The sequence below is a fragment of the Peribacillus sp. NPDC096622 genome, from assembly GCF_044762665.1.
Taxonomy (GTDB): domain Bacteria; phylum Bacillota; class Bacilli; order Bacillales; family DSM-1321; genus Peribacillus; species Peribacillus frigoritolerans_B.
Window position 1 is genome coordinate 144804 of sequence record NZ_JBIWES010000005.1, and the last position, 17726, is coordinate 162529.

Below are 17726 nucleotides of genomic sequence, written 5' to 3' on the forward strand. Positions count from 1 at the left end.
TACAGAAAAAAAAGGCAGGGATCTCCCCTGCCATCTCAATCAATTCATATTAATCGGCCAATAATAAAACACCAGTGTAACCATGATGATCATGACGCCGCTGATCATTAAATAGGCTGGGTATCTGCGGGTGATGTTCATTTCCTTTTGCTCGTCTATTTCAATCGGGGTTTGAAGGATATTTGCCTGAAACTCCCTTTCTTCGATGGTGATCGTTCCATACTTGGAGCCAATGATAAGTGCGCCTATGCTTAAGAGTAAACCAATGATGACAGGATTGAGGTAAACGGGAAGGCTTATTCCGAACATGCCGAGGCTTTCTCCGAGTATCACGCCAACGAAGCCGAATACGATGCTCCAAAAGGCGCCTTCTTTCGTTACCTTCTTTGAAAATACGCTTGATATGGCAATCGGTCCCCATGATGCCGCAAATAGTGTAGCCGCAAAGTAGCCGATCCACATGACGGCAGGCGGCTGGAACAATCCAATCAATAAGATGATCAAGCTGATCACAACCATGGAAATGCGGCTGGCCCGTAATAGATGATGATCGGTGTATTCCTTTTTCCGTGATTGTTCCATGATATCCCGTGTTATGCTGCTTCCTATTATCTGAAGGAAGCTCGAACAGGAAGATAAGGCCGCAGCCATGATGCCGCTGACGATGATGACTCCAAGCCATGTCGGGACAATATTCATCGCTGCCCAAATGAATACCTTTTCCGTCGGGGCGATATCCGCTTTAATGGTGGTGATTGTCGATATGCTGATATGGAGAAACAAATAGACGGTTAAAATGGATATCGTTGCCCAAACGCCGGCCCGGATGGCTACGTGTTCGTTTCTTGCCATTAAATATCGGCTGCTTTGCCATGGACTCACTGCAATGACAATGCCCCAGACCAAGCCCATGATGACGGCCCATGCCAATGCTTCCCAAGGCGTGCCCATCGTTGCGGCAGGTCCGGTAATGCCATGCCAGCTTAATAAATCAGGCCGTTCGGCCAGGTTTGCCGCCTTCGTAACGGCATCGGGAAACCCGCCTGCGGATTTAATGATATAAGGAAAGCTCAGATACGTTGCGATCGAGAATAAAAAGAACATCACCGTATCATTGACCATGACCCCCTTCGCTCCTGAGAGAATGGTGAAGGATGAATACACGACCCACATGATCACCAGGGCCATTGGATAGGAAACACCAGAAACCTCGGCCAATAAAACGGCTGCCCCTTGAGTAACGGCAACCAAGTATGCAGCGATACCGAGAATCGTCGTGATGGCAGCTGCCAGCCTTACCTTCTTTGAATGAAAGCGGTTACCAAAGAATTCAGGAACCGTCAATGATTTGCTTCTTCTTAAATACCTGCCAAACAGGAACACTCCGAATATATAGCCACTTGCATTAAAAATCACGAGGATAAGCAGCAGGATCGGATACCCTTCATAGGAAAATCCCGCTTCTCCCATGAATGATACCGTACTTAGGAAAGAAGCAACAAGCGTACCCGTTATCATCAATGTGTTTCCGCTTCGTCCAGAAACATAATACTCCTCTGAGCTCTTCACTTTCCTGAATAAAAAGATGCCGATCGAGACATACACACAAAAGGATATGATAATACCAAGGAGAAAGGCCACTTACATCCCCACCTTTTCAATCGGATCTTTTGCTTTTATTTCTTCTTGATTTTTTTTCATTTTTACTAGGAAAACCTTTGTGATCCACCCCATGACAATTAAGGAACCCCCATAGCTTAAAGAGAAAATCAGCTCGCCCATTTCTTGACCCCCTTATCAAAATAGAAATAATCAATCATTAAATATGCAATATCCATACCAAGTTTTTGAATATTCAGATTTTAATGAAGGTTAATTTATTATTAATCGTCCTGATAGCTAAATTGGTATTTGCCCAGTTTGCGCATGATCGTCGTTTGACTGACCTCCAGGGCCTTGGCCATTTTTCTGGTTGATTTATAGGTGGAAAGGGCCTGTGCCAATAATTGCTTTTCCGTTTCCTCTAATGCTTTTTTCAAGGGAATGATTCCTGTTAAATTGACTAGTGCCGTATCTTTGTAGGTTAAATCGGATGGCAAATCCTCTATCGTCACGATAGGTTTTCTAGCCGTCACGACGATTTGTTCAATTACATTTTCCAATTCCCGAACATTGCCCGGGTAATCCTGTAGCTGCAGAATTAACTTGGAATGATCATCGATCGTGATGGATTGACCGTATTTTTCATTGAATTTCTTCAGAAAATAATCGGTTAATAATAAGATATCTTCCTTCCGCTCACGCAGCTGCGGTATTTCCATTGGAACGACATGCAGGCGATAATATAGATCTTCGCGAAACTGATTATTCTTGATCATTTGCTTCAAGTCTTTATTCGTGGCGGTGATGATGCGAATATTCACCTTTTTCTCCTTCGTTCCTCCCACCTTCATGAATGTTCGATCCTGGACCAAATGCAGGATTTTCACTTGAATGTCGAGCGGCATTTCCCCGATTTCATCAAGAAACAACGTGCCGCCATCAGCACTCTCAACAAGCCCCTTTTTCCCGTGCTTATTAGCTCCCGTGAAGGCACCGCTTTCGTAGCCAAACAGCTCGGACTCAATTAAAGCCGATGGAATCGCGCCGCAATTCACTTGAATGAAATTTTTATCCTTTCTGCTGCTGAAATCATGAATGATCCTTGCTAAAACCCCTTTTCCGACTCCGGTTTCACCATGAATGAAGATCGATGAATCCATCGGGGCGACTTTTTCAGCTAATTCCAAAACCTTTATCATCTTATCCGAATTTGTAATGAAGTTATTGAACGAAACGGTTCTCGTTTTCTCATGCTGGGCCCGCTGGTTCCTAAGGTTCACTCTGTTCAATTGGCTCTTCATCTCAACCAATTCCGTGATATCCCTGGAATTCGAAACAATTCTATATAAGTTCCCCTCTTCATCAAAAATCGGCTTCGCTGTGCTGAATACAGTCAATCCATGCGGATAGGTTTGTTCCGCCGAATGGATCGCTTTCGTTTTCATCGTTTTTAATGTAACCGAATTGACGATCAAACCCTTTTCAACCAACTCTTTAATGTTCTTATTAATAAAGGCCTCCGGCGGCAGCCCTGTAAGCTTCTTGCACGCTTCACTCACGAATAACGTGTCCCCGTTCGCATCCGTCACGAAAATTTCATCATAGCTGGAATCCAGGATTTGCGTGAGCTCCTTTACCTTCTTTCTTGTCACCTCCAGCTCTTTCTTTAGTGATTCATTCAGACTTATTAAGCTCTTCACCTTCTTGTTAAGCAGCATTTCCCTGACTTCATGAATCGGATAGCAGCTATATTGGTTATCACCATGTTGAATCACAAAATCATAGATGCTCATATCCTCTTCACTTAGCTTATCTAAATCATCAACGACGACAAACGATGTATTAAGATAAGCCAAGATTTCCTGATTCTGACCCTCATTATCCAATCTCTTCAAAAAGAAACCTTCATCCAATATGCCGAGGATTTCCAAGTGATTTTTCATGACAATAAAAGGCGAGGAATGTATTTTCAGCAAGGATTTTACATCCAAAATAGAAATATCGGAAAAGACAATTAGTGATTCCTTTTTTACTTCCATCACATCACCCCATATTTTGATTGCGAACCGATTTTGTTACACTTTTTGAAACGAAAAGAAATAAGTGTCATTTTCATAAGCAACGAATGTCTCTATACCAACCAATTTTAAACTGAACCTATTATGAATCACCACTTTTCAAAAAAGGTTCAGTTATCTATATATAAAATACTATATCCATGAGCCATACCCTCTTTATGAAAGTAAAAAACGAATCTGAAACCACATTACCCGGAACGGCATGGTTATTGCATATTGAACCTGTATAGGGATAGGTAGAGGCGGTTGCCCTCTATACTTTCATTCTATCTAACATTAGGGAGTGGTCATGATCATGGCTCAATTCAAGAAACTGTTTACCCAATTAACGATCGGTTCTACTGAATTAAAAAACCGGATCTTAAGTACAGCACATCAAACAAATCATGTCACGGACGGAATCCCCACTCCGGATATGGTGGCCTATCATGAAACCCGTGCTAAAGGGGGCGTCGGATTGATCATCCTTGAAGCGGCATCCGTACACCCATCCGGCATGCTTACGTCCAAAACGATCGCAGGATATGACCCAAGAATTGTCGATGCCTACAAAGAGATTTCCGAAACGCTCCATACGTATGGAACGAAGGTTTTCTCCCAGCTATTCCATGGCGGACGGGAAGTCGTATCGAGCGACTACCGAAATGCAGCATGGGCGCCATCCGCCGTTCCCAGCCTGCGCTTCGGTGTCATGCCAAAACCAATGAGCTTGGAAGATATTGAAGGAGTGATTGAAGGGTTCGCCCATTCAGCACAGCTGGCAAAGGAAGGCGGACTTGATGGAGTTGAAATTTGCTGTTCACACGGATATCTTCCTGCCCAGTTTTGGTCACTGCATACAAATAAGCGCACCGATCACTATGGCGGATCATTCGAAAATCGGATGCGATTCATCGTGGAAATATTGGAGAAAGTATGGGACAGAGTCGGAGAAGACTTTACCGTCGGCATTCGCATGAGTTCGGATGAACTGACGATGGACGGGACCACGATGAAGGATTCCGTACAAATCGTCGAATATCTCGCGGAAAAAGTCCGATTGGATTTCATTAATGTCACAGCCGGGGATTCAAGTACCTTCGAAGGATCAACCCATATCGTGCCGCCATCACCGATAAAGCACGCATACCTATCTCCACATGGATTCAAAATCAGGATGGCAGGAGCGGTTCCGGTCTTTGTCGGCAATCGAATCGTCGACCCCGTTGAAGCGGAACAGATCGTATCGACCGGAAAAGCTGATGTCGTCGGAATGACCAGGGCCTTAATCGTCGACCCTGACATGCCCAACAAAGCAAAAAAAGGCGACCTGCAAGCAATCGATGCATGCATAGGCTGTTTACAAGCCTGTATCGGCCACTATCATAAAGGACTGCCAATCGGCTGTGTCCAAAATCCGACAACAGGTAAAGAAGCATGGATATTACCAGAATTAAAGAAAAAAAGAAGCAAACAAAATGTACTCGTCATCGGCGCCGGACCTGGCGGATTACAGGCAGCGATAACAGCGGACTACCTAGGTCATTCCGTAACACTGATCGATCAAAGTAAATCAATCGGCGGCCTGCTTCGCACCATGCGCAAAGCACCGATGCGGCATGAACTCGCAGAATCGATGCTCGATAACTATTCCCGTAAGCTAATGAGAAGCAATATAAATGTGCAATTAGGCAAAACAGCAACCGCCCAGGAAATATCCGAATCGAAACCGGACGCCATCATCTGTGCAACCGGATCACGGCCCTATACACCAGCCATCGAAGGAATCGATGACCCACGGATCATCATGAGTGATGACCTCTTCAGCTCAACTAAAAAAGTCGGGGAAAACGTACTCGTATTCGACTTTGGCGGTGACTGGCCCGGCATGGAAGCAGCCATCTACCTAGCCGAAAAAGGCCACCACGTCACACTCATATCATCACGACTGCACATCGGCGAAACCGTCCACCAATATCTCAGGAATGAATACCTAAAAAAACTATACAACCTAAACGTCAAACTCCTTCCCCATTACGACATCGGGGCAATCAAAGAAGATCACGTCATCATCCGGAACCTATTCACCCAACAAAAACAAGAACTAACCAATTGGGACTCCATCGTCCTCTCCCTTGGCCGCATTCCCAATACAGAGCTATTTGAAGAAATGAAAGGCCATGCTCCGGTTGTGAAGCAGATAGGGGATTGTCTGGGACCGCGTACTATTGAGGAAGCGACGCATGAGGGGATGATGAGTGTGTTAGGTTTATAAAAAGAGAAGAGACATCCTTTGGTGGGGGGATGTCTCTTTTTTGTTCTTTTACTTAGCCTTGCTCTCAATAATCACAGGACTACCAGCGTCGACTTGGGGAACATTTGGGCTTTCGTCCATACGCTGAATGCCGGTGTCCAAACAGCGATGGAAGATGGTGCTAATTTCTTCAACCATTCTATATTTATGGCAGTGGAGAATGCGAGGAAATATTAGCGTATGCAATCTGTATGAATGCGGGTTCGTGAAAAGATCATCCTGCAATCCAAGTTCGGCATTCAGAAGGGGTTGTTTGACTTTTCCAGAGAACATATCCTAAAAACGATGGACGTATGCTTGACCCTGCTCGGGGTATTTGGGTATTTGGATATTCTGCTTCTACACCGTATAGATACTTTGGTAGCGCCGGAATAGGTAGCGTACGCCTTCAATATTCTTGAAAGTCCAGGAAAATGCGCCATTTTGTCGTTTCCAATTAGAATCCGATCCAGACCCAGTTGCTGAAGTAGTCGGTGAAGCAAACGATTGTTGCAAACCAACTGCAATAAAGCATTACCAACGCTAACGTGATCTCCAATGGATTTAATATGGAAAATGATCACGCTGTGAACCTGGTCGATAGAGTGCTTGATTATTGCCGACTGAACGATATCACTATCCAGCCTTGGTCACCTTTCCAATACGGATTCTTTGAGCAAGTTTTCCTAGGAAAAAACAAGTTCCCTGAATTGAATCAAAAGATTAATGAAATCGCGGACAAATATGTAGTTAACAACACGACTATCGTCATCGCATGACTTTTACGCCATCCGGTTACTTGCAACCAGTCATCGGTACGATCAAATAAGACCGGTTAAGAAGTGTTGTAAGGCAAGCAATGATAAAATCTACCAGCTAGGTTTGCGACTTTAGTAATCGCATCAGGAAGCGCCCATCTAAAAGCATAGTTTTTAGATGGGCGTCTTTTTTGAAATTTCCACAAACCTAGTCATGAGGGTAAATCACCATGAATTTTTTATTAACACACCTCTCTTTCTACAAAGCAGTATGAAATATAGATTTATATAAATTTTCTCGTTTTTCCTATTTTTGATATAATTAGAAATAACTAGTTCCCCAAACAGGAACACTTGTTTGAATTTTAAATTTATCAGTGCTAGTATAGGAGGAAGAATTTTATGAATAATGATGTCATTGAATATGTTAAGTTTGCTGAATTAGATGTTAAGGATCCTTTCTTTTCCAGTCTAATCACTGATTATGTTGGATTTGAGAAATGGTTTAACAATAAATCTATACAGGGAGAGAAAGTTTATATCTTAAAAGAAGAAAAAATGCTTGGATTTCTTTATCTTAAAGAAGAAATTGAAGCTGACAATTCTATTACTCCCGAATTTGAAAAGAAAAGGCGTCTTAAAGTTGGCACATTTAAAATTGATGCCCATGGTACTGTCCTCGGTGAAAGATTTGTCGGGATAATTCTTAAAAAGATGGTTGAAGAAAATTTTAAGGAATGCTATGTAACTATATTTGATAAACAAAAACCGTTAATAAAGCTATTTGAAAAGTTCGGCTTTACAAAATGGGGGGAAAAAGAAAATGGTGAGTTCGTTTATATTAAGACGTTAGAAGTAAATAACGATCTATGTATGGACTTCCCAAGAATTCAAACTCAAAATAACAACAAATATTTACTCTCAATTTATCCAAAATTTCATACAAAGTTATATCCTTATTCCAAACTGCAAACAGAAAAAGACCATATAATTGAAGATTTATCTTTTACAAATACCATAGAAAAGGTCTATTTAGCAGGAATGAAGGGAATGCAAAATATTAAGTCGGGAGATATAATTGTTATTTATAGAACAGCCGAAAAGGGAAAATCAGCAGAATGGAGTTCTGTTGCAACATCTATTTGTTCAGTTCTAGATACCAAAAATATTAATGAGTTCAGGGACCTTGAAGATTTAATTAGATACTGCGGGAAAGGTACTGTCTTCTCAAAAGGGGAATTAGCACTATTTTGGAAGACAAAAAAGTATCCTCATATAATAAAAATGCTATACAATATTTCACTCCCAAAACGAGTTGTTAGACATAAATTAATTGAAGAAGGCGTAATTAACCGTGGAGATTATCCAGGTTTTGTTCCATTAGAAGACACACACTTCAAAAAGATTATAGAATTAGGTGAAGTAAATGAAAGTTTTATTATCAATTAAACCAGAATTTGTTGAAGAAATAGTACAAGGAAAAAAGAAATTTGAGTACAGAAAGAATATTTTTAAAAGAAATGACATTTCTTCAATTGTTGTCTATGCAACAAAACCATTTGGAAAAGTTGTTGGTGAATTTGAGATAGAGAATATAATAATCGATAAACCTAATAACTTATGGCAACAGACTAAAGAGCATTCAGGTATAACTAAAAGCTTTTTTAATAGTTACTTTGAGGGTAGGAATACAGGATTTGCAATTCAAATCAAAGAATTCAAGAAATATGAAATACCCTTAGACTTATTTGAATTTGATAATACATTAAAAGCTCCACCTCAATCATTTTGTTACACAAATGGAGGTTTTTAAGAATGGAATATATATTTTTATCAGGTATACATGGAGTTGGAAAAACTACTTTAGCCAACAGATTAAAAAATATAATAAATATTAAATCTATGTCTGTAAGTGATTTGATTAGAAAAGCGGGTAAAAAATTAGATAATACTAAGAAAAATATTGATGGGATTTCAAAAAATCAAGATTTATGGAAAAAAGAATTAAATAACATAGATATTGGTGATTCCAAGTTATTATTAGATGGTCATTTTTGCCTTTTAGATATTGATGAAAATATCACTCGTTTGCCATTCTCAACTTTTTATGACACTAATATGACTAAAATTGTTTTAATGAAAAATAACCCCTATATTATTAGAGACCGCCTATTAAGTAGAGATAAAAAAGAGTATTCAATTGACCTAATAGATAAATTTCAGCAATGTGAGGTACAGCAAGCAATTAATTATTCTACAGAGAAAAAAGTTAATCTGTTTATATTCGATCAAGATGAATCCATATCTAAATTAGCGGATTTTATTACTACTTAATGCTTTAGTTTGAGGTGATTTTCCCTATGTGACATAACCGGGATGATAAATACAGATTTTTTCATCCCAGTTATTAATCAGATAAAGACTTTCGAGAAATTAGAAATAATGATCGTAATTTTTCGATATGGATTTATTTAAATGAATGGGATGAGATAAATACTTAAACTATGAGCAAAAAGTGAATTTAAATAGAGATAAGAAAAAGACAACTTTCCAAGTTGTCTTTTTCTTTCTAGTACACCGATATTAAATAACATTTATAAAATAAACTTGGTATTTTAACCTAAGATTTTAGATACTTTTTTGTTTCAGGTAGCTTTTCTTTATGAGCATTAAGCACCTTTTTATAAAGGTCTACAATTTGAGCATGGTTCTTTTATTTAGCCTTCCGCTCAAAGTGATAATGAAGTCTATATTCACAAATATCCTTGGTCATATCAAACAAAACCCTCTGGTCTTCTGGTCTGACATCAAAGTTCAGCTTAAAAATATCGTCTTCGTAAGAAATTAACCCTTTAGAGCTGCCACTCCACTTAGCCATAGGCATAGTTGCAATCAACTTGCTAACCCCATCTTTATCATAATGCCATAGCTTTTTTGAGGATTTGTCAGCAAAGTCAATTTGTTTTCGATACTCTGTTTCTGTTAAATAGCTATGAAAGAATGGTGCTGCTCCCTCAGAGGTGATTGACTTGAACCAACTATCATCTCCACGCTTTAGCATGGCTAGCAGAACGACCATTTTATAGCTCTTCGCCATACCTGTTTTCTCTACTTCAACTAGCCATTGTTCATATCGATGAAAGATTTCTGATTCATTTTCTGAAAGCTCTTTAGCATAATCCAAGAATCCATAATATGAAGAGAATTCCTGACGATACTGCGGGGAATCAGAGGCACCTTTTAGATGTAATTCTAAATAGGAAGGTCTTCTTCCTAATTCCTGCTTTAATATGAGATAATCATTCACTAATTTATCTCGTTTAGGTTGCTTCTTTTTCGCCATTTCCTTTAAGAGATTAATAACCTGGATATCTAATTCTATGTCACATAATTCAGGAACAACAGGCTCAATAGTTTTCGTTTTATTATTGGTCGAACTTGTATCAAACAAACTTAATTTAACATCTGCATTTCGATAATTACCAATCAAATCTATAATAACGCAATGATCCTTGGAGTCATGTAGCCGTAGCCCTCGGCCAATCTGCTGGGTAAAAACCGTTAAAGATTCTGTTGGTCTAACAAATAAAAGCGTATCAACAGCCGGGATATCGACTCCCTCATTGAATAGATTGACCGTAAAGATAATATCGAGGGCTCCATCTGCAAGCTGGCTTATTGCTTCATCTCTATTCATTTCTTTTTGCTTTGAATGCAGACTAATTGCTCTAAATCCCTTTTGATTAAAAAAGGTAGAAAGAAAATCTGCTTGCCTAATGGATGAACAGAAACCAATTGTACGAGTCTTCCTTTTGTCCTTCCAGGCATTCAATACCTTTTCAGCCATCTCATCCCGTAATTGAAGCTGTAGTAACTCCTTCTCATCATATCGATTTCCGAGCCAAGTAATCTGACTATAATCTGTATTATCATACACACCAAAATATTTAAAAGGCGCTAACCAGTTCCGTTGAATTGCCTCAAGGAAATCTATCCTGAATGCTACATTTCCACCACAGATAGCATATACATCCTTGTTATCATTCCGATCCGGTGTTGCCGTGATTCCAAGCAAAAATTTCGGTTTAAAGTAATCTAGTACTCGTTGATAAGATTCAGCCGCAGCATGATGAAACTCATCGACGATAATCAAGTCAAATTCTTCAGGATCAAAAGCTTGCAAATGCCGCTGCATGCTTAACGTGTAAATCGAAGCAAAAATGGTATGTCCATGCCTCTCCTTCACCTTGCCATTATAAATAGAAAAGCTCTCTGCCGGCATAACCGTTTGGAAAGACTTCTTAGCCTGATATAAAATTTCTTCAAGATGAGCAATAAACAGCACCCGTTTGAAATTGCGGGCAAAGAACCCAGCTAAATACGTCTTTCCTAATCCGGTAGCCATCACAACTAACGCCTTATCATAATCTTCTTCCATTGTTTTATTTAACTCTTCTAATGCTTCAATTTGTGCAAAGCGAGGATAGATTTCCCCATATGATGCAGATGATTCATGAATGATCTCCGTTGTTGGAACAGACTCGTCACCTTCATTTGGAAGCATTAAATCCATTTCCTCTGTTTCTGTCCACTTTTGAGGAAGATTTGGATTAGTTATATGAAACTTCTCATAGCTTTCTTCATAATACTTCAACGTTTCTTGATTTAAAGAAATCGTATGGTCACTATAAAACGTTTCTAAAAATAGATGGAGACCTTGAGAAAATACTTCTTCATCATCACTAACAGAAAGACTCCATTCCACTCCATTACTTAAAGCAGAACGTGAAAGATTGGACGAGCCAACAAACAGGCTATCTTGGTTTTCTTTTTGGAATAGATAAGCTTTAGGATGAAACGACACCCCATTACTCCTCCATAATCTGACCTCAATCCTTGAATCAATCTCTAACAACATCCTTAATGCTTCTGGCTGGGTCACAAACAAATAATCGCCTGTACACACTTTAATTTCCGCTCCACGTTCAGCAGCTGCTTTTAGTGCTTCTCTCAAGTATTGAACACCAGATTTCATCACAAATGAGGTCAAAATACAAATAGAAGAAGCAGAATCAATCTGCTTCAATAGGTGTGTCCCTAATTGACTGGTAATTAATTGGACCTTACTCATCTTCAACCTCAATCAGATAAATCTTCTCCTTAAATCCTCCGCGCTTATCTGCTTTGATCTTCCTTACTTTCTCCACTTCCTCGATAGAAGCCCCATGATAATCAGCCAGAGCATGAAGGATTTCTAACACATCTGCCAACTCTTCAATCGCATCCTCTTTACTTTCTGTCTCTACATATTCCTGTAACTCTTCAAAGCTCTTCTTTTTCAATTCTTCTATGTATTCCTTCTCATCTAACACTCTTGTTGTAAACTTCTTACCTGTAGCTTCAATCACTTCTGGAATACGATCACGGACTAATTTATTGTGAACTGGCATAAATGGGCCTCCTTCAAAGTTTATAATACAATTATATCACTTACCCAAATTTTGTATTTAACACAAACCTTTCTTAATCATGATATTATTTAATCATAGAAAACCTATAGGAGGATAACATGAAAAAGCAAGTTAAAGTAGTTGCAGCCATTATTGAAAATGAAAAAGATGAAATACTATGTGCGTTACGCTCTCCAGATATGAGCATCCCGAACATGTGGGAATTCCCAGGTGGAAAAGTAGAAAAGGGAGAAGATATTTTTACTGCTTTAAAAAGAGAGATTGATGAGGAATTACAATGCCAGGTTGAAACAGAGGCTTCAATCTTTAATGATAATACGCATGAATATGAAACCTTCATCATTAACCTACTGTCAATAAAATGTAGAATCATTGGAGGTACCCCAACTGCCAATGAGCATTCTAAACTGATATGGTTAAAGCGAGAGAATTTAAGTTCTCTAAAATGGGCCCCTGCAGACATTCCAGCTGTGGAACAATTAATAAATGAAAAAAAATAGTCTTCTCAAATGAGAAGACTATACTTTTTTAGTGAACTCCGTATATAAACTAGCTGGGACTTCATTCTCTAATGCCATTGTAACGGTAATTGGCTTTTCCCCTTCATATTCCACCGTGTTACCCTTACCAATATAAATATACGGTTCTGTCTTTCCATCTATTTCTTTATACTTTCTAATAAATAAATGTAAATGTATCCCTCTATCCTGATTAAATACAATATTCTTTCCTCTCTCAGAACTTGGGGCTGTACTATTTGGAGTCTGCCATTGAAAAATGCGTTCGTTTATAAATTCATCGTGGTAATTAATGCTCTCTTTAATATCTTCTTCCTTGTGTAAATCAATAAATAAGAAATAGTCATTTCCATTTGAAAGTAGACCAGAACCCCTAAAAGCACTGTGGCTTTTGCGATAATTTGATAGTAATGCAGCATCAGCCATTTGATATTGTTCATAAAGCTTCAAATGTGGCACACCATAGTAGTCTTCTTTAAATTCCTTTTCATATCTAAAGATTCCATAAATAATAAGATCTTCGATATACGTTCTATATTCTTCATTCTGTAGAACCTTTTGATAAGAAGATGTCTTAGTTAAATGACCATTTTCAAGAGCAAATAACTTAAAGTTCCTCTTTTTCTGACCAGGATCATAAAAATCCTGATTTAGACACTGCAAGGCATGCAAAACGCTATCTTCATCTACCTCTTTAACCAACTTCAATATCTCGCGTTTTGCGGTTTCTAAAGAAATCTCATCATAGTCCAATAGATATTTAGCAATAGCAAATTCATACACTCGCTTTAAAGGTAATTTGCTCGATAATTCCCTTAATACTCCTTCAAAAGCTTCGTCTAGTAATAGCCTTTTCAAGGAATCTTCTTTTTCTACTTTTGCTACAAATTGCAAATATGTTTTTTCGCGATTAATAAACTTTATCGGATCTGGAGCTCCATCAAATTTCATATAATCCATTAATAATAAAGGAATTTTTCCTTGATTCATTTTCTTAAATTCAAAGTACTCTTCCTTCAAATACTTCAAAGAATTAAAGTTTTCCTTATCAATCTGCGCTAATATCCGTTCTTCTGAGATTTTATCCATTTGAATATGTGTACAACCTGGAATATTTGCAAAGCCAGTCGCAATAGCAACCTTCAAGCTTTCTTTATCATAATAACGACTTCCATTTAATGCGATGGCAATTAAGAACGTTTTACTATGATTCCCGATAAAATCAAGGACTGTTAGGAAACTCTTGTCTTTATGTTTACGAAGTCCTCGTCCTAGTTGTTGAATAAAAACGATCGGAGAATTAGTAGGTCTTAACATTAATACGGTATTTACAGAAGGAATATCAACACCTTCATTAAAAATATCAACGGTGAAAATAAATTCTAAGTCATCATGGTCATCTTCTAATCTATTTATATAACGTGATCTCAGCTCAACTGAGTCATTTCCAGATAAACAGACACTTTGAATACCCCTACTATTAAATTCTTGTGCCATATATTGTGCATGTTCAACTGTTCCGCAAAAACCTAGACCTTTTCTTTTTTCACCGTCATGGCCATAGAAATTCATATTCTTAATAATAAAGTCGACTCTCTCGTTAACCTTTAATCTCTTCGTTATCTCCGCTACATCGTCAATATCTACATCACTTAAATCAATCCCCTCAATGTCGGTAATACCAAAATAATGAAAGGGAATAACCAGTTCATCCTCTAAAGCCTCATGTAAACGAACTTCTAATGCAACATTATTATCAAATAGGTCAAAAACATTTTGTTGATCGCTTCTCTCTGGAGTAGCTGTCATCCCTAATGTGAACTGTGGGTCGAAATATTCTAGCACTGCTTGATAGCTTGGGCTTGTTGCATGGTGGGCCTCGTCAAAAATAATATAATCAAATTCGTCTCGTTTAAATTCCTCATAGCATTTAGACAAAGTTTGTATGGTAGAAAAAATATAATCGGCATTTTTTTGCTTTTGATTCCCAGTCAGTAATCCAAATGTCAGTTTTTCATTAGGAAGGAGCTTTTCAAAGGTCTCTTTTGCTTTTTTTAATATTTCTTCTCTATGTACAATGAACAGTAATCTTTTAGGCTTGAATCCCTTTACGTCAAAAGCAGACATATACGTTTTACCCGTACCTGTTGCTGCTATAACTAAGGCCATCTTTTCCCCAAACGATCTAATTCTCTCAAGGTTTTCAACCGCACGTTTTTGCATGTTATTGGGAATGATATATTCAGAGCTTTCATAAATAAATTGCTGTGTATTCGTATAGCCCTTTAATTTACTCAAAAACTCTTCATACTTACTAATGAAATTGTCATCTGCAACAACACTACTATTCCATAATCCATCATATTCCTTTAATACATCTTTAAGAAATTGAGCATTCTCTTTAGCAATAATCTCAACATTCCACTCAATATTACTCTTAAGGGCGCTTTGAGTAATATTAGAAGAACCAATAATCACCTTATAACTATCCTTAAATTCAAAAATATACGCTTTCGTATGAAAACCAATCGCCTTATCTGTTTCAAAAATCTTCAAATGGATATTACTAAACTCATTTATTTTCTTTAAAGCCTTCGCTTCAGTAAAATTAAGATAAGTAGAAGTAATAATCTTCCCCTTTACTCCCCTTTTCTCCGCGTTCTTAAAAGTATCCAACAGCAGCTGAAGACCACTATAATTAATAAAGGCCACGCTGAAATAAAACTTTTCACACTCATTTATAGAAGAAATTAATTCATTTAATAAATTACCCTTGTCCGAATTGACAATTAGCTTTTTCTCGATGCTCATGATTGGCTCCTGACTGTGGTTATATAAATAAGAGAACTTTTTAGATCTAAATTAAATATTCAATAACTCATGGAACAATAATACAGTATTCTAACTTGTTTCTAAAAGCGATGGTTTCTCTTCAACTATTTTATCAGATAGGAAAATATATTCTATTCTTACTTCATCAAGTAGTTTTAGTAAGTCTTTATCTTTTTTTATATTACATATTTCTTAAAAGACCATTTTTTCTGTTATATTATTTATCTTAATTATCCCTAATTGTTATTATTCCAAAACACCAAGAGACGTAAAAAAAACTCTTACAATAGACCATCTATTGTCTGTTTTAATCCTTCATATGTACTTGGCTGTGCTATTTTTTTTAGTGAATTTAAAGATATTGTTTTTTGATGGGGAAAATGCAAATCTAAGTCTTTAGTTAATGCAACGTAAAATTCCCATTGTTTCATATTTAATGGTTCAATTAATTCTAAGTTTTTTTCTTTTAGTAAACAAAAGACATATATATCTGCATGCCGTTTTATGGTAGGGCTATATGTATTTGTTTCATAATCATATTCTTTTTTTGCCCCAATACTAAAACTGATGTTTGAATATTTTTCTTTATGCCATGCTTGGATATACGCAGAAGATTTCACCTCAATTTTCAAGTCTTTATAAACTAAATCAAATGCGTCCCATTCAACTCGTAATTGGTTTAAACAGCCCAGAGCAGTTCCAATTAAAAACTCAGCAAAAATCCCCCTTAGGTTGTTTGTTAATATTTTTGAAAATCCCCATTGCCAGAAATCTAAAATAGTATGGTCTGTTCCTAATATTGGGGTTTCTGATTTAAGAGGTATATCATTATTCATTTATAACCACATCCTTTTATGCAAATTTTCGAAACTAAGTTTTCTTATATATTTAACTTCCCAATTAATTTCCATATAAACCTAAAAGGCATGTCCCATTTATAATTTGCTACTAGTTATCTATATTAAAAATCTTCTTCCCATGCTTCTTTTGCATCCAATAACCTTTGTGATAAAAACTCATAAAAATTCTTTGCTGTATTGTAGTCATCAAGTCCCCCGTGTCTATTCCACGCTATTACCGGGCACTCATTATTCTCCATTTTGTTTGTATATAAACAATAAACATATTCTCCAGCATTTTCTATAACTACTAAATCCTTATCCAAATCTAACTCTCGATAACTCTTCGTATTAACAACAACTGGAACTCTATTTGACTTAGCCACTCCTAAAATATCAACACCAAATGACCCTCCCGAACCATAGGTAGTTAAAAACCACTTATAACTATCTGGTAATTCCACCCCTAGCTCATTTTGAACAACATTGATTTGACTTTCATCTACACCACCTGTAAAGTCATCTGATTCCTTATGTTCATTGATAAAATTTGTTAATTTCTCTTTATTCATTCAGTACTCCCCCTGCCAACAACAGTTGGTTTTTAAGATTGTAAGGCAAGTGCTTAAAGTTGAGACTAATTCTTTTGCCTTCATAACGCCTTTTACTGCAGCCGCTTTATAGTGACTACCCCAGGAGTTTATGACAAAATCCCAAACTCCTGTCACAAAGTCCTTACCTATATAAGCTGTTTTGTTCCTTTTTGGTATACGATAAATCTAAATGAATAAAAAAATGGATAGTCCCTTTAATTTTCGAAAGGCTCTATCCACTTCTTCTTTATATAAAATATTTCTTACTTTATAACAAAGCGAGATAAATAACTATTCCCCTCAGCTTTTACCAATCTTCTTCATCTTCATCCCAGTTTTCTTTAGCCTCCTCAAGGCGTTCGATAAAATAGTCTAAAAAATTATCGGCTAGTTTAACACCATACCCCTCCTGATTATCCCACGTAATAACTGGGCATTCTCCATTTATCATTTTATTAGTATCGAGGCAATAGGCAAATTCATCAATATCCTCTATAACCACAAGTCCATCGATTAAACCATAATACTTTTGATGATCTTTGGTAGCAGTCACTACTGATGCACCTACTAAATCATATCCAATTATATCAATACCAAAACTTCCACCTGAGCCATAGTTTTTTAAGAACCATTTGTAGCTTTCCGGTAATGGGACTTGTAATTTATTTTCAGTTTCTTCAACTTTGTCTTCACTTATCCCTCCCGTAAAATCATCAACTTTGCCATAGTTCTTAATGAATTCCTGTAGACCTGAATAATTCAT

At 37.4% G+C, this 17726-nt stretch carries 14 protein-coding genes and 1 pseudogene; 6 read left to right on the forward strand and 9 right to left on the reverse strand.

Annotated features, from left to right (window positions below; translation table 11 throughout):
• Positions 1–39: 39 nt before the first annotated feature.
• From ACIQYG_RS11795 to ACIQYG_RS11805, 3 genes are all read right to left on the reverse strand, one after another.
• Entirely contained in the window at positions 40–1641 is a 1602-nt protein-coding gene (locus ACIQYG_RS11795; RefSeq protein WP_402838181.1) for a sodium:solute symporter family protein, read from the reverse strand.
• On the reverse strand, positions 1642–1782 hold the full coding sequence (locus ACIQYG_RS11800; protein ID WP_214793556.1) for a hypothetical protein: 141 nt from the start codon (positions 1780–1782) through the stop codon (positions 1642–1644).
• A 101-nt stretch (positions 1783–1883) separates the two neighbouring features.
• The gene (locus ACIQYG_RS11805) at positions 1884–3641 is read right to left on the reverse strand and encodes a sigma-54 interaction domain-containing protein (protein ID WP_402838182.1); all 1758 of its coding nucleotides are present in this window, start codon (positions 3639–3641) and stop codon (positions 1884–1886) included.
• Between the two features lie 334 nt (positions 3642–3975).
• On the opposite strand from ACIQYG_RS11805, the gene ACIQYG_RS11810 reads away from it, so the two are divergent.
• From ACIQYG_RS11810 to ACIQYG_RS11830, 5 genes and pseudogenes are all read left to right on the forward strand, one after another.
• Complete coding sequence (locus ACIQYG_RS11810) at positions 3976–5934, forward strand: oxidoreductase (RefSeq protein WP_402838184.1); 1959 nt, start codon at positions 3976–3978, stop codon at positions 5932–5934.
• A gap of 147 nt (positions 5935–6081) precedes the next feature.
• Positions 6082–6846: pseudogene (locus ACIQYG_RS11815) on the forward strand (aldo/keto reductase).
• A gap of 266 nt (positions 6847–7112) precedes the next feature.
• Positions 7113–8159, forward strand: a complete 1047-nt coding sequence (locus ACIQYG_RS11820) for a GNAT family N-acetyltransferase (protein WP_402838185.1) — start codon at positions 7113–7115, stop codon at positions 8157–8159.
• Positions 8137–8523 (forward strand): ASCH domain-containing protein, encoded by a 387-nt coding sequence (locus ACIQYG_RS11825; protein WP_402838187.1) that lies wholly within the window; start codon positions 8137–8139, stop codon positions 8521–8523. Before ACIQYG_RS11820 ends, ACIQYG_RS11825 begins: the two co-directional genes overlap by 23 nt.
• A 2-nt stretch (positions 8524–8525) precedes the next feature.
• Positions 8526–9044 (forward strand): ATP-binding protein, encoded by a 519-nt coding sequence (locus ACIQYG_RS11830; protein WP_402838189.1) that lies wholly within the window; start codon positions 8526–8528, stop codon positions 9042–9044.
• A 379-nt stretch (positions 9045–9423) separates the two neighbouring features.
• Here the strand turns inward: ACIQYG_RS11830 and ACIQYG_RS11835 are convergent, their stop codons facing one another.
• Together ACIQYG_RS11835 and ACIQYG_RS11840 are read right to left on the reverse strand one after the other, a co-directional pair.
• Complete coding sequence (locus ACIQYG_RS11835; RefSeq protein ID WP_402838191.1) at positions 9424–11841, reverse strand: DEAD/DEAH box helicase family protein; 2418 nt, start codon at positions 11839–11841, stop codon at positions 9424–9426.
• On the reverse strand, positions 11834–12160 hold the full coding sequence (locus ACIQYG_RS11840; RefSeq protein WP_402838193.1) for a phosphoribosyl-ATP pyrophosphohydrolase: 327 nt from the start codon (positions 12158–12160) through the stop codon (positions 11834–11836). The genes ACIQYG_RS11835 and ACIQYG_RS11840 overlap by 8 nt, the downstream gene beginning before the upstream one ends.
• Positions 12161–12279: 119 nt before the next feature.
• On the opposite strand from ACIQYG_RS11840, the gene ACIQYG_RS11845 reads away from it, so the two are divergent.
• Positions 12280–12681: a (deoxy)nucleoside triphosphate pyrophosphohydrolase gene (locus ACIQYG_RS11845; RefSeq protein WP_402838195.1), complete on the forward strand. Its 402-nt coding sequence runs from the start codon at positions 12280–12282 to the stop codon at positions 12679–12681.
• An 18-nt stretch (positions 12682–12699) separates the two neighbouring features.
• Here the strand turns inward: ACIQYG_RS11845 and ACIQYG_RS11850 are convergent, their stop codons facing one another.
• From ACIQYG_RS11850 to ACIQYG_RS11865, 4 genes are all read right to left on the reverse strand, one after another.
• On the reverse strand, positions 12700–15510 hold the full coding sequence (locus ACIQYG_RS11850; RefSeq protein WP_402838196.1) for a DEAD/DEAH box helicase: 2811 nt from the start codon (positions 15508–15510) through the stop codon (positions 12700–12702).
• A gap of 302 nt (positions 15511–15812) precedes the next feature.
• Positions 15813–16367 carry a hypothetical protein gene (locus tag ACIQYG_RS11855; RefSeq protein ID WP_402838198.1) on the reverse strand — a complete coding sequence of 185 codons (555 nt, stop codon included), beginning with the start codon at positions 16365–16367 and terminating at the stop codon, positions 15813–15815.
• Between the two features lie 125 nt (positions 16368–16492).
• Positions 16493–16942 carry an SMI1/KNR4 family protein gene (locus ACIQYG_RS11860; protein WP_402838200.1) on the reverse strand — a complete coding sequence of 150 codons (450 nt, stop codon included), beginning with the start codon at positions 16940–16942 and terminating at the stop codon, positions 16493–16495.
• A gap of 328 nt (positions 16943–17270) precedes the next feature.
• A complete protein-coding gene (locus ACIQYG_RS11865) occupies positions 17271–17726 on the reverse strand; it encodes an SMI1/KNR4 family protein (RefSeq protein WP_402838202.1) in 456 nt (151 codons plus the stop codon).